We start from the raw sequence: 12759 nt of genomic DNA, 5'->3' as shown, positions 1-12759 counted from the left end.
TGCCATTTCGCGCCAGGGAGGCAATGGGGGAATTTTACCGCGCGTGCACCACCGAGACCGCCTCCGCCGATCCCTCGCCGTGGCAGACTGCGCACGCCTCGGCGCCGGACGCGGTGGTGTTGGTCTCGGCATGCGCGGCGGTGGCGTCGTCGTCGTGACACGCCCGGCACGCGTCCTGGATCGGCGGCGTGGTGCCGGTCACGACCTCGGCCCCCATGTCGATCATGCCGACGTTGGTCGGGAGCACCCCGGCGGGTAGCGGAACGAATTGCGTGCCGGCCGCGTGACAGGTCTCGCAGTCGCGGAGGTCGCCGGGGAAGAGGACGTCGCCGAAGTCCACACCGCCGCTGAAGCCGTAGACGATGTACGGCTGGTGCTCCAGCGCCTCGCCGCGGTGGATCTTGTGGATCATGTGCTTGAACGCGATCGACTGGGTCATCGGATCGGCGCCGTTCGCGATCTGACCCACACGGCGCGCCACGTCGCTGCCCTTCGCGTTGTGGCACATCACACAATACTCGACCCGGTTCCTGAGGTTGCCGTGGATGCTGAAGTCCTTCGAGAACGTGCCGTGGCAGTTGGAGCAGTTGGCGTCGGTCACGACGTCGCGGCGCGGGGCGACCGGCGAGCCGTCGACGCTGAAGTCGAAGACGGGGTTCGGCGCCGCCTCGTTCTGACTCTGGCCGTTCACCATGACGGCGCGCCGCGCCTCGAGCCCGATCGTCCAGGTGCCCATCGCGTCGGCAGGGAGCATCGCCGCGGTGGTGTACGTCGCGAGGCCCGTTCCGTCGGGTGGGACAAGCGTGCCCGTCGAGCCACCGCCGACCGCCGTCGGTGCGATGAGGGGAACGGACGACCCGCCGTAGTCCGTCGTCGGTCCCGAGATGCCGAAGCCGATCCGGTTGAAGCCGCCGTAGCTCGTGATGGGATTGCCTGCGCCGTCGCGCAGGCGGAACTGCACCGTCACGGCCATGTTGGGCGCGCCCGTCGCCGACAGGATCTCCGCCTGGAGGCCAGTCAGCGTCGTCGAGCGCAGCGGGATCGTGTGCGCGCCCGGGACGGTGAGGTCGAACTCGGCGTCCATCGCGGTCTTGTGACAGACGCGGCAGAGCTCTTCGGGCTGCTGGCCGGGCACGTGGTTCGTTCCGGGGGCGAGCCCGTTGATCGACATCATGCCCGGATTCACGTCGTCGTGGCATCCGGTGCACGCGAGCGTCGACGGCAGCGCATGGTAGTTGGCCGCGGTCGCCCCCGCGCCGTGGCACTTCGTGCAGTTCCGGATGTCCTGCGGGAACCCCACGCCGATGATCGTCGTTCCGGTGCACGTGCCACCGTCGCAGTCGGCGTCGGCGGTACACGGCGCGGACGGGAAGGGGCCGTTAACGCACGCGCCCACCTTCTTGGAGAAGACGGCCTCGCTGCCCTGGAAGCCGATGATCGAGTACTTCGCGCCGACGGAGCCGTTCACGACGGACGGAAGATCCTTCCCCATGTGCAGGCGGTGGACCATCTGCTTGAAGTCGATGGTGTTGCCCGTGTCGGGATCGATCGCCTGGTCGGTGTGACAGAGGATGCAGAGCTTCACCTCGCGCCGCCCGCCGCCGTGGGCCTGGAGCGGGTTGTGGCAGGCGTTGCACTGGTCGGTCGTGGTGTCCTCGCGCACGGTCGTGACCGCGCCGCCGGCCGGCACGAAGTCGAAGGTGGGATTCGCGACCAGCTGCTCGCCCTCGAAGGTGCGCTCGATCTGCGCGCCCACCGTGTGCGTGAGCGTTCCCGGGAAGCCCGCGGGGAGCATCTTGCCGAACGTGTAGCGCCACGTGCCCGACGCCGCATCGACGAGCGCGACCGATCCGCCGGAGTCGAACGTCGGCTGATCGGACGACACCGAGCCACTCGTCGCGTGCGTCGTGATGTAGTTCACGTATTTCGTGAAGGTCGTGCTGAAGCCCTCGGTCGACGGCATGTCGACCTGGATGCGGGCGATGGTGAAGCGGACGCGCGCCGTGTCGGGATCCGACGTGGACCCGGTTTTCGGCACGACCGCGACGCCCGCGGTGTCGGTGAGGGTGAAGGTCACCACCACCTGTCCGGCCGCCGAGATCGTCACGCCGGTGATCACCGACTTGAGGCCCGCGCCCGGCGTGCCGAGCGTCGGCGGCAGCGTCGTCGACGTCGACGTCGTGGGCTCGAGGGTGGTGGTCGTGGCGGTGATGGTGGTCGTGGTCGGTCCGGTCGAGGGCGGCGCGGCGGTCGGCAGGCAGACGAACTTGTAGGTGTCCTTGTCGGTGCCCTTGGTGGTGGCGGCCTTGGCGGTGAGCTGCGCCTTTCCTTCGACGAGCTGGCCCTTCGCGTTGGGACCCTGCACGGAGAGCGTGAAGTCGACCGCTTTCGTGCACACCGATGCCTGGCTCGGGAGGCCGAGACCCGCGACCGCCGCGTCGAGGGCGCTCGTGTCGACCTTGCTCTTGCCCACCTTGCCCTTCCACTTGATCGACGACACCTGGGCGAGGCTGCACTTTGGGAAGGCGGGATCGGCGACGTTGATGCACGCGATGGTCGTGAAGTGGCAGGATCCGTTGATCTGCCCGTCGGCGTCGCAGGAGCCGCCGTCGGGGCAGGTCGTGCCGGTGAAGGTCTTCCCGGCGGGGAAGCCGCTTCCGTTCACCATCAGCTCGAGGTGGCAATCGGTCCCCTTGGGACCGCCGCCGGGAAGCGTGACCGCTCCCGCCGAGAACGCCGTCAGGAGCACGATGGAAGCCGCCAGCACGCCTCTGGTCATGGGGTCCTCTGCAGCCGATGTGCCATTCATACAGATGCCGTGTGCCAGCGCGGTTTTCGCGCGGCTACGAACAGTGGAGTCCGGTTTTCCAATCCCCGCCAAGCCTCAGAGCATCCGGCGGGCTCGCAGGTCCCGCAGGACGCGTACGGTGAAGGCCGCGATGCCGGCCGTCCCGAGGCCGAGGCCGCCCCCCAGGAAGAGCGCGATCGTCCGGGGCGTGGGGTAGGCGAGACAGACGAGCATCAGCATGAGCGCCAGGGCCATGCAGACGACGGCGACGCGCATGAGACCGTCGACCCTCACCGGTGTGCCGCCTGCTCGGGGTGGACGGGCGCATGGCAATCGAGGCACGTCATACTGCCGTCGGCGATCGCCTCGGCCGCGTCCGTGTGCGCGTCGAGGTATCTCTTCGACTCGGCGTGGCAGTGCAGGCAGTTGTTGAAGCGGTACGGCTGGTAGAGCTCGATGGGCGACGCGTAGGTCCCGAACTCGTAGTGCAGCATGTGCAGCATGCCGCCGAGCTTGGCGCGCAGCGGGCCCGCGAAGCCGTAATCCGTGTGGCAGGTGTAGCACTGGTCGTCGAGGATGAAACGGTTCTGGTAGTGTATCGCCGCAAGCGTCTTGCTGTCTGGATTCCGGAGGTCTTCGATCCACGGACCCATGACGTGGCACGAGCCGCAGAAGGACGGCTGCTTCGACGCGTCCATCGCACGACCCGCACCGAGCAGCAGGGCGAGTCCCGGGAACACCGCCACCCCGAAGAGCAGCAGCCAGTGGCGGCTCGTCGACTCCGGGATACGCACCACCGCGACCGCGACCAGGAAGACCAGCGCGACGAAGCCAATCGAGAACGCGATCGTGTACGGGGGCAGGGCGGGCATCATGTGGTCGATCCCGCGCCGGCGCCCCTCACTTCAAGCTCAGCATGTAGTCCACCAGCGCCTTCAGTTCCTCGTCGCTGTACTTGAGCTTCGGCATCTTGGCGTCGGGCATCTTCGACTTGGGATCGGCGATGTACGCCTCGAGCCAGGCGCGGTCGCGCTTTTTGCCGACCCCGTCGAGCGGACCGCCCTTCTCTGCCTGCTTGCCGCCCACGCCACCGACGCTATGGCAGAGCTTGCACTTCTTGTCGTACGACTCCGGGGCGCCCTGCGCCTGTACCGTCGCTGCGCCGATCGCGAGAAGGCCAGCTACCATCGGCCATCCGAGCTTCCGTCTCACCTTCGCATCCTCCTTCCGCCGCTGCGGCGGGCGTGTGAGCCAGGACCGTGCATCTTGCGTGACGATCCCGCTCCGTGATGACCTTCGCAAAGCTCGGAAGGGGGGTCGGAGTCAATCCCGCTCGTGGGAACCCCTTTCGTGCCGACGTTCGCCAAAGCCGGCGCACCGCTTGCTCCGTGGCACGGCGTCTTGTACGGCGCGGCAAGCGCTGATGGCTCAGGGGAGGCTCACGACGAGCATCAAGGCGATCATCGTGTGCGTACTCGCCTGCGCCACCGGCGCGGCGGCGGCCACCGTCTCCGAGGCGGGGGGCGAATGCGCCCACTGCCACACGATCCAGTCCGACCGTGCGGCGACGACCACCAGCCACGCCGTCGTGCTCGACTGCAAGTCCTGCCACGACGATCGAAAGCCCGGCCGCGTCGGCAACCGTCACCGCTCGATCCCCAACTGCGTCGATTGCCACGACCAGCCGACGCACCCGGCTCGCAAGAAGCGCCGTTCTGCGAGGGCGACCACGAGGAGCTGCCTCGCCTGCCACGACGTGCACGGCTCGCCCAACCTGTCGCTGGTGGCGACCGATCTGTTCTGGCGGCGGCGCGTCACGGGCGTGCTCTTCACGAGCGAGGAGGGCGCCTCGCCGACGGGCTTCACGCACCCCGACGCGCCCGGCACCGGGCTCTGCGAGACGTGCCACCGCAAGACCGACTTCTACCGCGGGAAGGGATCGAGCAAGCCACACTTCACCGATCGCTGCACCCTCTGCCACAGCCACGATGCCGCCTTCGGGGTCGTGATCTCGCCCGAGAGCTGCGGCGTGTGCCACGGCGACGAGGTCGCGCGGCTCGCCATGCCGAGCAAGCACTCGGGGCTGCCGTGCGCCAAGTGCCACACGCAGGTCGCCGCCGCTCCGGGGCCCGGGCACGAGGCGAGCGAGCCGTGCTCGGCATGCCACGCCGACAGCGCGACGCACGCGCCGGGCGGCGTCGGCATGCCGTGCACGCAGTGCCACGATCCGCACGGCAGCGCCAACACCGAGCTCGTCCGGGAGATGCTGACGACGACCGCCGGCACCGACGTGCCGATCCGCTTCGACAACCGCGACGGCCGTGTCGACGGCAGCTTCGCGAGCGCGTCGATGCCGGGCACCGGGATCTGCGAGGTGTGCCACACGACGACCCGGTTCTATCGCGCCGACGGGATGGGCGAGGACCACTTCACGTTCTCCTGCTTCCCGTGCCACCTGCATGGGAACGGATTCGAGCCGCAGCAGTGAGGACGCCGCTCGTCCTCCTCGTCGCGGCCCTTTCGGCATGCTCGGGGTCACCGGTGCACGTCGACGAGGCACCCCCGCCGTCGGGCGCGACCTACGCCGGCGACGAGGTGTGCACGACGTGCCACGACGAAGCGGCGACCGCGTACGGCAAGACGATTCACGCGCGCGTGCTGAGCGACCCGAGCCGTCCCGAGTCGGAGCGCGGCTGCGAGGCCTGCCACGGGCCGGGCAGCATCCACGCCGACGAGGGTGGCGGCAAGGGCGTGGGCGGCATCAAGGGCTTCGGCAGCGAGGAGACCGCGTCGTCGCGGTCCGCCGCGTGCCTCAATTGTCACGCGAAGCAGAGCGCGCTGCACGACTTCCTCGCCGGGGAGCACTCGTTCGGCACGGTGGCATGCACCGACTGCCACGCCATCCACAAGCCCGGCGCGTCGCCGTCGCTCGCGCAGAAGCCGCCCGGGCTCTGCTACGGGTGTCACGAGGACCTTCGCGCGACCTTCGCGCTCCCGCAGCACCACAAGGTGCCCGAGGGCGTGATGTCGTGCACCGACTGCCACCAGCAGCACGGGAGCCGCAACACGGCCGGGCTGCGCGACGCCGACGATCGCACGTGCTTCACCTGTCACGCCGAGGTGCAGGGACCCTTCGTGTTCGAGCACGGCGCCGAGATCACCGAGGGCTGCACGCGCTGCCACGACCCGCACGGCAGCGTGAACCGGCATCTCCTCATCCGGCAGAGCACGGCGCAGCTCTGCTACGAGTGCCACACCGTCACTCCGTCGACGCACGTGCAGCCGAGCTACCGCGACTGCACGCGCTGCCACGTCGCGATCCACGGCTCCAACACCGACGCCCACTTCTTCGCCCCCTGACGATGCGGCGGCGAGGGGCACTGCTCATGGTCTTGCTCGCGGGCCCCGCGCTCGCAGCGGAGGCGGAGTCGCCCAAGCTCACCCTCGGCGGCTACGACCTCGGCGGCGCCGTCACGGCTGGCTACCGTCTCGTCGACGTCGACGGATCGGCCAACAAGTTCCTTCAGGACTACAACCTGCACACGGGCCTGCGCCTGTTCGACCTCGACGTCGGCGCCACGGCGACGAACCCGGACGAGGCGCCGCTCGACCGCTTCCATCTGGTGGTCGACACGCCGGGCAACGAACCGGTGTCGACCTATCTGCTGACGGCGAGCGACACCAAGAACTGGGATCTCCGCGCGAACTTCGTGCAGTCGAAGTACTTCTACGACATGCCGCAGCTGTTCCAGAACCCGGTGCCGGGCGACAGCCGCCTCGACGATCTGCACGGCTTCGACCAGACGCGCACGAACGGCTCGGTGGATGTGATCGTGCGGCGTCCGAACCTGCCGACGTTCTTCGCAGGGTACCGGCTCTACCAGCTCGAGGGCGACAACACGTCCACGATCTTCCAGAGCCCCAGCGAGACCTTCGTCGTGCGCGCGCCGGAGGCCACACGCGCGAGCGTCGCCCGCGTCGGCACCGAGTTCCAGGCGCTCGGCACGGACGTGTTCCTGCAGCAGGAGTACCGCTGGGTCACCCGCGACGTGGGAGGGCACGGTCCCGTCCCGGGGGGTGCGGCCGGCGTCGATCCGACCGACGGAGCGGTGCTGAACAACTACCAGTCGTCCGGGCACGAGGAGATCGACGCGCCGACCACGACCGTGCGCATCCGGCGTCCGTTCGGCGATCGCGCCGAGGTGACGGGCGCCTACCTCTACAGCCACGCGTCGCTCGACGCGGCGTGGAACACGGTGCGGAACGCGACCAGCGATTCGCCGTCCGTCCCGGTGGCGAGCCGGGTGGCGAGCTCGTCGAACGCGTCGCTCGACACGCAGGTGGTCGACCTCGCCGGCTCGGTGCTGCTGACGCCCCAGGCGCGCTTCCACCTCGCCTATCGTTTCGACGAGCGCGCGCAGAGCGGCGGGATCGACCAGTCGGGCACCGGGGGCCTGCTCGTCGCCGGCACCGGGTACCACGTGCGTCTGAATCGCGTCACGGGCGACGTCGAATACGAGCCACGGCGCGATCTGTCGCTGCGCGCCGGCCTGCGCTTCGCGTGGCGCGACGCGAACCTCTCGGGCGGGCCCGGGCCCGTGTCGACGACCGTCCTCGGCGTGATCGCCGACGCGCGCTACCACCCCGCGCCAATGGTCGACGCCTTCCTGCGCTACGAGACGGCGCAGGTGGACGATCCATATTTCATCGCGGGCGATCCCACCTCGCGGCCGCCGCTCCCCGGTCGCGAGATCACGCTCACGTTCACGAACCGCGGCTCGGCGGGCCTGACCTTCCGGCCGCGGCCGTGGGCGTCGCTCACCTATCGCTTCATCGCCGACAGCCGCGAGAACTCGAGCTTCGCCGCCCATTCGGAAGCCTTCGGCAACAGCCTCGCCGTCACCTTGACCCCGCTGCCGAATCTGACCGCGCTGGTCTCGTACGCACGCCGCGACCTCGACAACCGCGCCGACATCCTGTTCGCGCCGCGCTACGCGCAAGCGACGTCGCTGCAGTCGGGGACCGAGAACGTGCTGGTCAGCCAGCTGACGTACGCCTTCGGGCTCGCCGGCCAGCGCTGGGAGAGCGGCTGGAACGTCTACTACATCCAGACGAGCCAGGCAGTCGGCGTCCCCGGGCACGAGCAGATCGCGGGCCGCAGCCGCCTCGATCTCGATCGCATCGACGCCGGTGCGTTTCTCACCTGGCGCCACGCCTGGATCGAGCCGTCGATCGAGGTGCGTCGGATCGACTACACTGAGTCCGGTTTCGAGGCGAACGACTACCGGGCGACGATCGTATCCTTCAAATTGACCAAGCGGTTCGGCGCCGCCCCGACCCCGTAGCTCAGACGAGCCCGCGCTCGAGCGAGAGGAATGCGTCCAGCACGTCGCTCCGCGTGAGGATGCCCACCAGGCGCTTGCCCTGTACGACGGGCACGGAGCCGATCCGCTCTCCGCGCATGAGGCGCGCGCCCTCGCGCACGTCGGCCTCCGGATCCAGGGTGAGGACGTTCGCGCTCATCACGTCCTCGACGACGATGCTGGCGGGGTCGGTACCGCGGGCGCGCCGGGCGCGGCGCACCTCGAACACGGAGGGGAACGCATCGCGCAGATCGCGGTCGGTGACGATGCCGACCAGACGGTCGTCGACCACGACCGGGAGCTGGTTCACGCGGTGCTCCTCCATGACCCGGCGCGCGTGCACGATGGAATCGCGCGGCCGCACCGTGATCACGTGCTTTTGCATCCAGCGTCCGACGTTCATCACTCCTCCGCGAGCGCAAGTGTCGTGCCGCCGCGCTGCGCGCGCCGGGCCGCGACGGCTTCGCAGGATCGCGAATCGGGCACCGGCGGGTTGGCAAAGGTGCGAGGGGCGGCGCCCGGCGTCGCGTGGGACGGCCGCGCCCGGGAGTCCCCCGATGGCATATCCCGTGCTCCGTCGGTCGGGAGGCTTGGGATGGCGAACTCCAACCGATTGTCGCCACTGGACGCCGCGTTCCTGTACCTGGAGCGCCCCCATCAGCTCATGCACGTCGGCTGCGTGGCGCTACTCGACGGACCCATCCCGTTCGATCGCTTCGCGGTGGCCATGGCGGAGCGCGTGGGGCGAATTCGGCGCTACCGCCAGCGTCCGGTTCGCCCCTTCCTCGATCTCACGTGGCCCCGGTGGGAAGACGACGCCGCGTTCGACGTCCGGCGCCACCTGCGGCACGTCGCGGTGCCCGCTCCCGGCGGCGAGGACGAGGTCCACCGCCTGGTCGACACGCTCTTCGCGACCCCGCTCGACGATCGCCGCCCGCTCTGGGAGACGTATCTCGTCGACGGCCTCGCCGGGGGCCGCGCGGCCATCCTGTGCAAGGTCCACCACGCGATGATCGACGGCGTCAGCGGGGCGCAGGTGCTGGAGGCGATGGCGGATCCCGTGCCCGTCGCCGCCGACGCGCGACCCCGGCCGCAAGGGGCGGCTCCCGCGCTTCCCTCTGCACTCGCGGCGTTGAGCCCTCAGGCGCTCTTGGCGACGGCGCGGGACGCCGTCGAGGCGGCCTCGACCTTCGGGTCGATGATCGTGCAGCCATCCTCGACGCTTCCGTTCAACGGCCCCATCACCGATGCGCGCCGCATCGTGTGGGCGTCGTTCGCGCTCGACGACTTCCTCGCGATCCGGGGGACGGTCGGCTGCAAGGTGAACGACGTCGTGCTGGCCGTCATCGCCGGTGCGCTGCGTCGCTACCTGCACGCGAAAGGCGTGCGATCCGACGGCCTGCGCGTCCGAACGCTCGTTCCGGTGAGCGTGCGGCGCCCCGAGGACCACATGTCGCTCGGCAATCTCGTCACGTCGATGTTCCCGACCCTCCCGATCGATGTCGCCGATCCCATCGCGCGGCTCACCCGCATGAGCGACGAGATGGGACGATTGAAGGAGCGCGGCCAGCCGCGCGCGACGGCGCTCACGATGCAGCTCATGGGACTGCTTCCGGCGCCGGTGAACGCCTTCCTCGCGAGGATCCTCCCGGACGGATCGCCCCTCAACACGGTCTGTACGAACATTCCCGGGCCGCGGGAGCCGCGCCAGATCCTCGGACGCCAGATCACCGAGGTGCATCCGATCGTGCCGCTGTTCTCGGGCATGGGGCTCGAGTTCGCGATCCTCAGCTACGCCGGACGGATCTCCATCTCGGCTGCGGCCGAGGCGAACCTCGTTCCCGACGCCGCCGAGATCCCCGGACACCTCCACGCCTCGCTGCAAGAGCTGCGCGACGCGCTCGGGATCGAGACCGGACCCCGGCCGGAGATCGCCGCCGCCGGGCCGCTGGTCGGCGAGCTCATGCGCTCGCGCGTCGTCACCATCGGACCCGGCGAGTCGCTGGCGACGGCGTATCATCTCATGCGGACGCATCGCATCCGCCACCTGCCGGTGACGACCGAGCAGGGACGGCTCATCGGCCTGGTCAGCCACCGCGACCTGCTCGCCGCCACGTCGAGCTCGTTGCTCATGAACGAGGAGAAGCGGGTACGCCTGCTGGGCCTCGCGCGCGTCGTCGACGTCATGGAGACGCACGTGGTGGTGGCGAACGCCTCCGCGCCCGCGGCCGAGTCCGGCGAGCGCATGATCCGTCACAAGATCGGCTGTCTCCCCGTCGTCGAGGCGGAGGAGCGGCTGGTGGGCATCGTCACGGAAGAGGACTTCCTGCGTTGGGCGACGACACACATGGCGCCGGCGGCGCCGCTGCGCGCGACGGCGTGACAACCGAAATGGAGGGAACCACGATGACCAACGATTCGCAGTGGCTTCGGGACGTCCAGGGCATCGAGCAGCTTCGCGACGAGCTGCGCGTCAAGGCGGCGCTCCTGCGGGCCGACCTTCGTGACGAGATGGCGGCGCTGGAGAAGCAGTGGGCCCGGATCGAGCACGAACTGGCTCCCTTGCGCGCGGCGGCAGGGACGACGGCCCGCGAGATCGGGACCTCGACGGTGGCGTTGCTCAAGACCGTGCGCACCGGCTACGAGCGGATACGGGACGCTGCCAAAGGTCACGGCTGAGGGCGGCGCCAGGAGGAAGCCATGGACGAGAGGACTTTTCTGCGCGAGATCGCCGACCAGCTCGGCTGCGACGAGCGGCGCGCCGAAGCGGTCACGTTCGCGGTCTTCGGCGAGCTTCGCGATCGAATCTCGCCCGAGGAACGCCGCGACCTGCGGGCGCAGCTCCCGACGGCTTTGAAGCGCCTCTGGGAGGTCGGCGATCGGACGGATCGCCCGGCGAACAAGGTCCACCGGCACGAGTTCATCGGCCGCGTGCGGCAGCGCGCCGTCCTGCCGGACGACGACGAGGCGGAACGGGCGGTGCGCGCCGTGTTCCACCAGCTCCAGCGGCTGCTCGGCAGCACGACGGGCCGCGAAGGTGAGGCCTGGGACGTCTACAGCCAGCTCCCGAAGGACCTGAAGGACCTCTGGCTCGACGCGGCCCACTGAGCCGTCACGCGCGCCATCGGACGTGAGCGCACCCACTGGCCGGGCGATGGTGCTCGAGCACCCGCACGGACCGCTCGTTCGTCGCGAGCGGAGCGTGCCGGTGCCGGCACCGGGCCAGGTGCTGGTCGAGGTCGTCGCCTGCGGCGTCTGCCGGACGGACCAGCACCTCCTCGACGCCGAGTTGCCCGACATCCCGTACCCGATCGTCCCGGGCCACCAGATCGTGGGTCGGGTCGCCGGCACGGGCGAGGGAGTCGCCGGCCTGCGCGTCGGCCAACGGGTCGGCGTCCCCTGGGTCGGCTACACCTGCGGCGCCTGCGATCATTGCCGGCACGGGCGCGAGAACCTCTGCGACGACGCCCGCTTCACCGGCTACCAGATCGACGGCGGCTACGCCTCGCACTGCGTCGCCGACGCCCGCTACGCGGTCGGGCTGCCGGACGGCTACGCCGACCTCGAGGTGGCGCCGCTCCTGTGCGCCGGCCTGATCGGCTATCGCAGCTTGCGCATGTGCGGCGATGCGACCCGGATCGGCTTCTACGGATTCGGCGCGGCCGCGCACGTGATCGCCCAGGTCGCACGCTGGGAGGGGCGCGAGGTCTACGCGTTCACACGGCCCGGTGATGCGACGGCCCAGGCCTTCGCCACCAGTCTCGGGGCGGTCTGGGCGGGCGGCTCAAACAAGCCCGCCCCCCGACCGCTCGACGCGGCGATCATCTTCGCGGCCGCGGGGGACCTCGTGCCGGTGGCGCTGCGAGCCGTGCGCAAGGGCGGCACGGTCGTGTGCGGCGGCATCCACATGAGCGACGTACCGAGCTTTCCCTACGCGCTGCTGTGGGGCGAGCGCAGTCTGCGTAGCGTCGCGAACCTCACCCGCCGGGACGCCGGGGAGTTTCTGGCATTGGCGCCCCGGGTTCCCGTACGTACCCACACCACCGCGTACCGGCTCGACGAGGCCAACCAGGCCCTGGCCGACCTCCGCAGCGGTCGTCTCACCGGCGCGGCCGTCCTGACCGTCTCCCGGGGAGACCTATGACACGGCCACCTTGATCTGCTGCGCCTTCGTCTGCTTCGCCTTCGGCAACGTGATCTTGAGGGTGCCGTTCTTCAGATCCGCCGTCGCCTTCGCCGCCTCGACCTCGGCCGGCAGACGGACGGCACGCTGGAACGCCCCGTAGCGGATCTCCTGGCGGTAGTAGTTCTTCTTCTTCTCCTCGTGCTCCTTGCGGACCTCGCCGCGCACGGTCAGCACGTCCTCGTCGATCGCGACCTGGAGCTGGTCCTTCTCGACGCCGGGGACGAGCATCTTCACCGTGACCTCGCCGTCGGACTCCGCCACCTCGACCGGTGGCTCGAGCGCGCCGGCGCCCTCGCGGCCGAACACGTCGCGCACCAGATCCTCGAACGCATCATCCCGGCGCCGCAGCGCGCGGAACGGATCCCAGGTCATGAGAGAGCTCATCGGCTTCCTCCTTTTCCTTGCGAGCGTTCGACCAATGA

Annotated in this window: 13 protein-coding genes; 7 read left to right on the top strand and 6 right to left on the bottom strand. The window is 69.7% G+C overall.

Annotation, left to right across the window (positions count from 1 at the left end; translation table 11 throughout):
• Positions 1-34: 34 nt before the first annotated feature.
• From VMS22_07040 to VMS22_07025, 4 genes are all read right to left on the bottom strand, one after another.
• Complete coding sequence (locus VMS22_07040; GenBank protein HXJ33782.1) at positions 35-2779, bottom strand: OmcA/MtrC family decaheme c-type cytochrome; 2745 nt, start codon at positions 2777-2779, stop codon at positions 35-37.
• A gap of 105 nt (positions 2780-2884) precedes the next feature.
• Positions 2885-3082, bottom strand: coding sequence for a hypothetical protein (locus VMS22_07035; protein ID HXJ33781.1), 198 nt, complete (start codon positions 3080-3082; stop codon positions 2885-2887).
• The gene (locus VMS22_07030; GenBank protein HXJ33780.1) at positions 3079-3660 is read right to left on the bottom strand and encodes a NapC/NirT family cytochrome c; all 582 of its coding nucleotides are present in this window, start codon (positions 3658-3660) and stop codon (positions 3079-3081) included. The genes VMS22_07035 and VMS22_07030 overlap by 4 nt, the downstream gene beginning before the upstream one ends.
• Before the next feature lie 28 nt (positions 3661-3688).
• Positions 3689-4000: a c-type cytochrome gene (locus VMS22_07025; GenBank protein ID HXJ33779.1), complete on the bottom strand. Its 312-nt coding sequence runs from the start codon at positions 3998-4000 to the stop codon at positions 3689-3691.
• A 211-nt stretch (positions 4001-4211) separates the two neighbouring features.
• Between VMS22_07025 and VMS22_07020 the strand changes: the two genes are divergently transcribed.
• The 3 genes from VMS22_07020 to VMS22_07010 are packed head-to-tail and all read left to right on the top strand — an operon-like array spanning position 4212 to position 8133.
• Positions 4212-5276 (top strand): cytochrome c3 family protein, encoded by a 1065-nt coding sequence (locus tag VMS22_07020; protein ID HXJ33778.1) that lies wholly within the window; start codon positions 4212-4214, stop codon positions 5274-5276.
• The gene (locus VMS22_07015) at positions 5273-6148 is read left to right on the top strand and encodes a DmsE family decaheme c-type cytochrome (GenBank protein ID HXJ33777.1); all 876 of its coding nucleotides are present in this window, start codon (positions 5273-5275) and stop codon (positions 6146-6148) included. The genes VMS22_07020 and VMS22_07015 overlap by 4 nt, the downstream gene beginning before the upstream one ends.
• A 26-nt stretch (positions 6149-6174) precedes the next feature.
• A complete protein-coding gene (locus VMS22_07010; protein ID HXJ33776.1) occupies positions 6175-8133 on the top strand; it encodes a hypothetical protein in 1959 nt (652 codons plus the stop codon).
• A 1-nt stretch (position 8134) separates the two neighbouring features.
• On the opposite strand, the gene VMS22_07005 is transcribed toward VMS22_07010, so the two are convergent.
• Positions 8135-8554 carry a CBS domain-containing protein gene (locus tag VMS22_07005; protein ID HXJ33775.1) on the bottom strand — a complete coding sequence of 140 codons (420 nt, stop codon included), beginning with the start codon at positions 8552-8554 and terminating at the stop codon, positions 8135-8137.
• A gap of 192 nt (positions 8555-8746) precedes the next feature.
• Here VMS22_07005 and VMS22_07000 point away from each other — a divergent pair, with 192 nt between their 5' ends.
• The 4 genes from VMS22_07000 to VMS22_06985 are packed head-to-tail and all read left to right on the top strand — an operon-like array spanning position 8747 to position 12295.
• Positions 8747-10534, top strand: a complete 1788-nt coding sequence (locus VMS22_07000) for a wax ester/triacylglycerol synthase family O-acyltransferase (protein ID HXJ33774.1) — start codon at positions 8747-8749, stop codon at positions 10532-10534.
• Positions 10483-10830 (top strand): hypothetical protein, encoded by a 348-nt coding sequence (locus VMS22_06995; protein HXJ33773.1) that lies wholly within the window; start codon positions 10483-10485, stop codon positions 10828-10830. Before VMS22_07000 ends, VMS22_06995 begins: the two co-directional genes overlap by 52 nt.
• 21 nt (positions 10831-10851) lie before the next feature.
• Positions 10852-11259: a DUF2267 domain-containing protein gene (locus tag VMS22_06990; GenBank protein HXJ33772.1), complete on the top strand. Its 408-nt coding sequence runs from the start codon at positions 10852-10854 to the stop codon at positions 11257-11259.
• A 46-nt stretch (positions 11260-11305) separates the two neighbouring features.
• The gene (locus VMS22_06985) at positions 11306-12295 is read left to right on the top strand and encodes a zinc-dependent alcohol dehydrogenase family protein (protein HXJ33771.1); all 990 of its coding nucleotides are present in this window, start codon (positions 11306-11308) and stop codon (positions 12293-12295) included.
• On the opposite strand, the gene VMS22_06980 is transcribed toward VMS22_06985, so the two are convergent.
• Positions 12290-12721: an Hsp20/alpha crystallin family protein gene (locus VMS22_06980; GenBank protein ID HXJ33770.1), complete on the bottom strand. Its 432-nt coding sequence runs from the start codon at positions 12719-12721 to the stop codon at positions 12290-12292. The genes VMS22_06985 and VMS22_06980 overlap by 6 nt on opposite strands.
• Between the last annotated feature and the right edge of the window lie 38 nt (positions 12722-12759).

Source organism: Candidatus Eisenbacteria bacterium (assembly GCA_035577985.1).
Classification (GTDB): Bacteria; Desulfobacterota; Binatia; order DP-6; family DP-6; genus DATJZY01.
This window is presented reverse-complemented; position numbering and strand designations above follow the sequence as displayed.

What these genes read in the sequence shown, in the direction of transcription:
- VMS22_06980 (HXJ33770.1), bottom strand. Translation starts at nt 12,721, where the DNA reads ATGAGCTCTCTCATGACCTGGGATCCGTTCCGCGCGCTGCGGCGCCGG.
- VMS22_07030 (HXJ33780.1), bottom strand. Translation starts at nt 3,660, where the DNA reads ATGCCCGCCCTGCCCCCGTACACGATCGCGTTCTCGATTGGCTTCGTC.
- VMS22_07040 (HXJ33782.1), bottom strand. Translation starts at nt 2,779, where the DNA reads ATGACCAGAGGCGTGCTGGCGGCTTCCATCGTGCTCCTGACGGCGTTC.
- VMS22_07000 (HXJ33774.1), top strand. Translation starts at nt 8,747, where the DNA reads ATGGCGAACTCCAACCGATTGTCGCCACTGGACGCCGCGTTCCTGTAC.
- VMS22_07005 (HXJ33775.1), bottom strand. Translation starts at nt 8,554, where the DNA reads ATGAACGTCGGACGCTGGATGCAAAAGCACGTGATCACGGTGCGGCCG.
- VMS22_07020 (HXJ33778.1), top strand. Translation starts at nt 4,212, where the DNA reads ATGGCTCAGGGGAGGCTCACGACGAGCATCAAGGCGATCATCGTGTGC.
- VMS22_06985 (HXJ33771.1), top strand. Translation starts at nt 11,306, where the DNA reads ATGGTGCTCGAGCACCCGCACGGACCGCTCGTTCGTCGCGAGCGGAGC.
- VMS22_07010 (HXJ33776.1), top strand. Translation starts at nt 6,175, where the DNA reads ATGGTCTTGCTCGCGGGCCCCGCGCTCGCAGCGGAGGCGGAGTCGCCC.
- VMS22_06990 (HXJ33772.1), top strand. Translation starts at nt 10,852, where the DNA reads ATGGACGAGAGGACTTTTCTGCGCGAGATCGCCGACCAGCTCGGCTGC.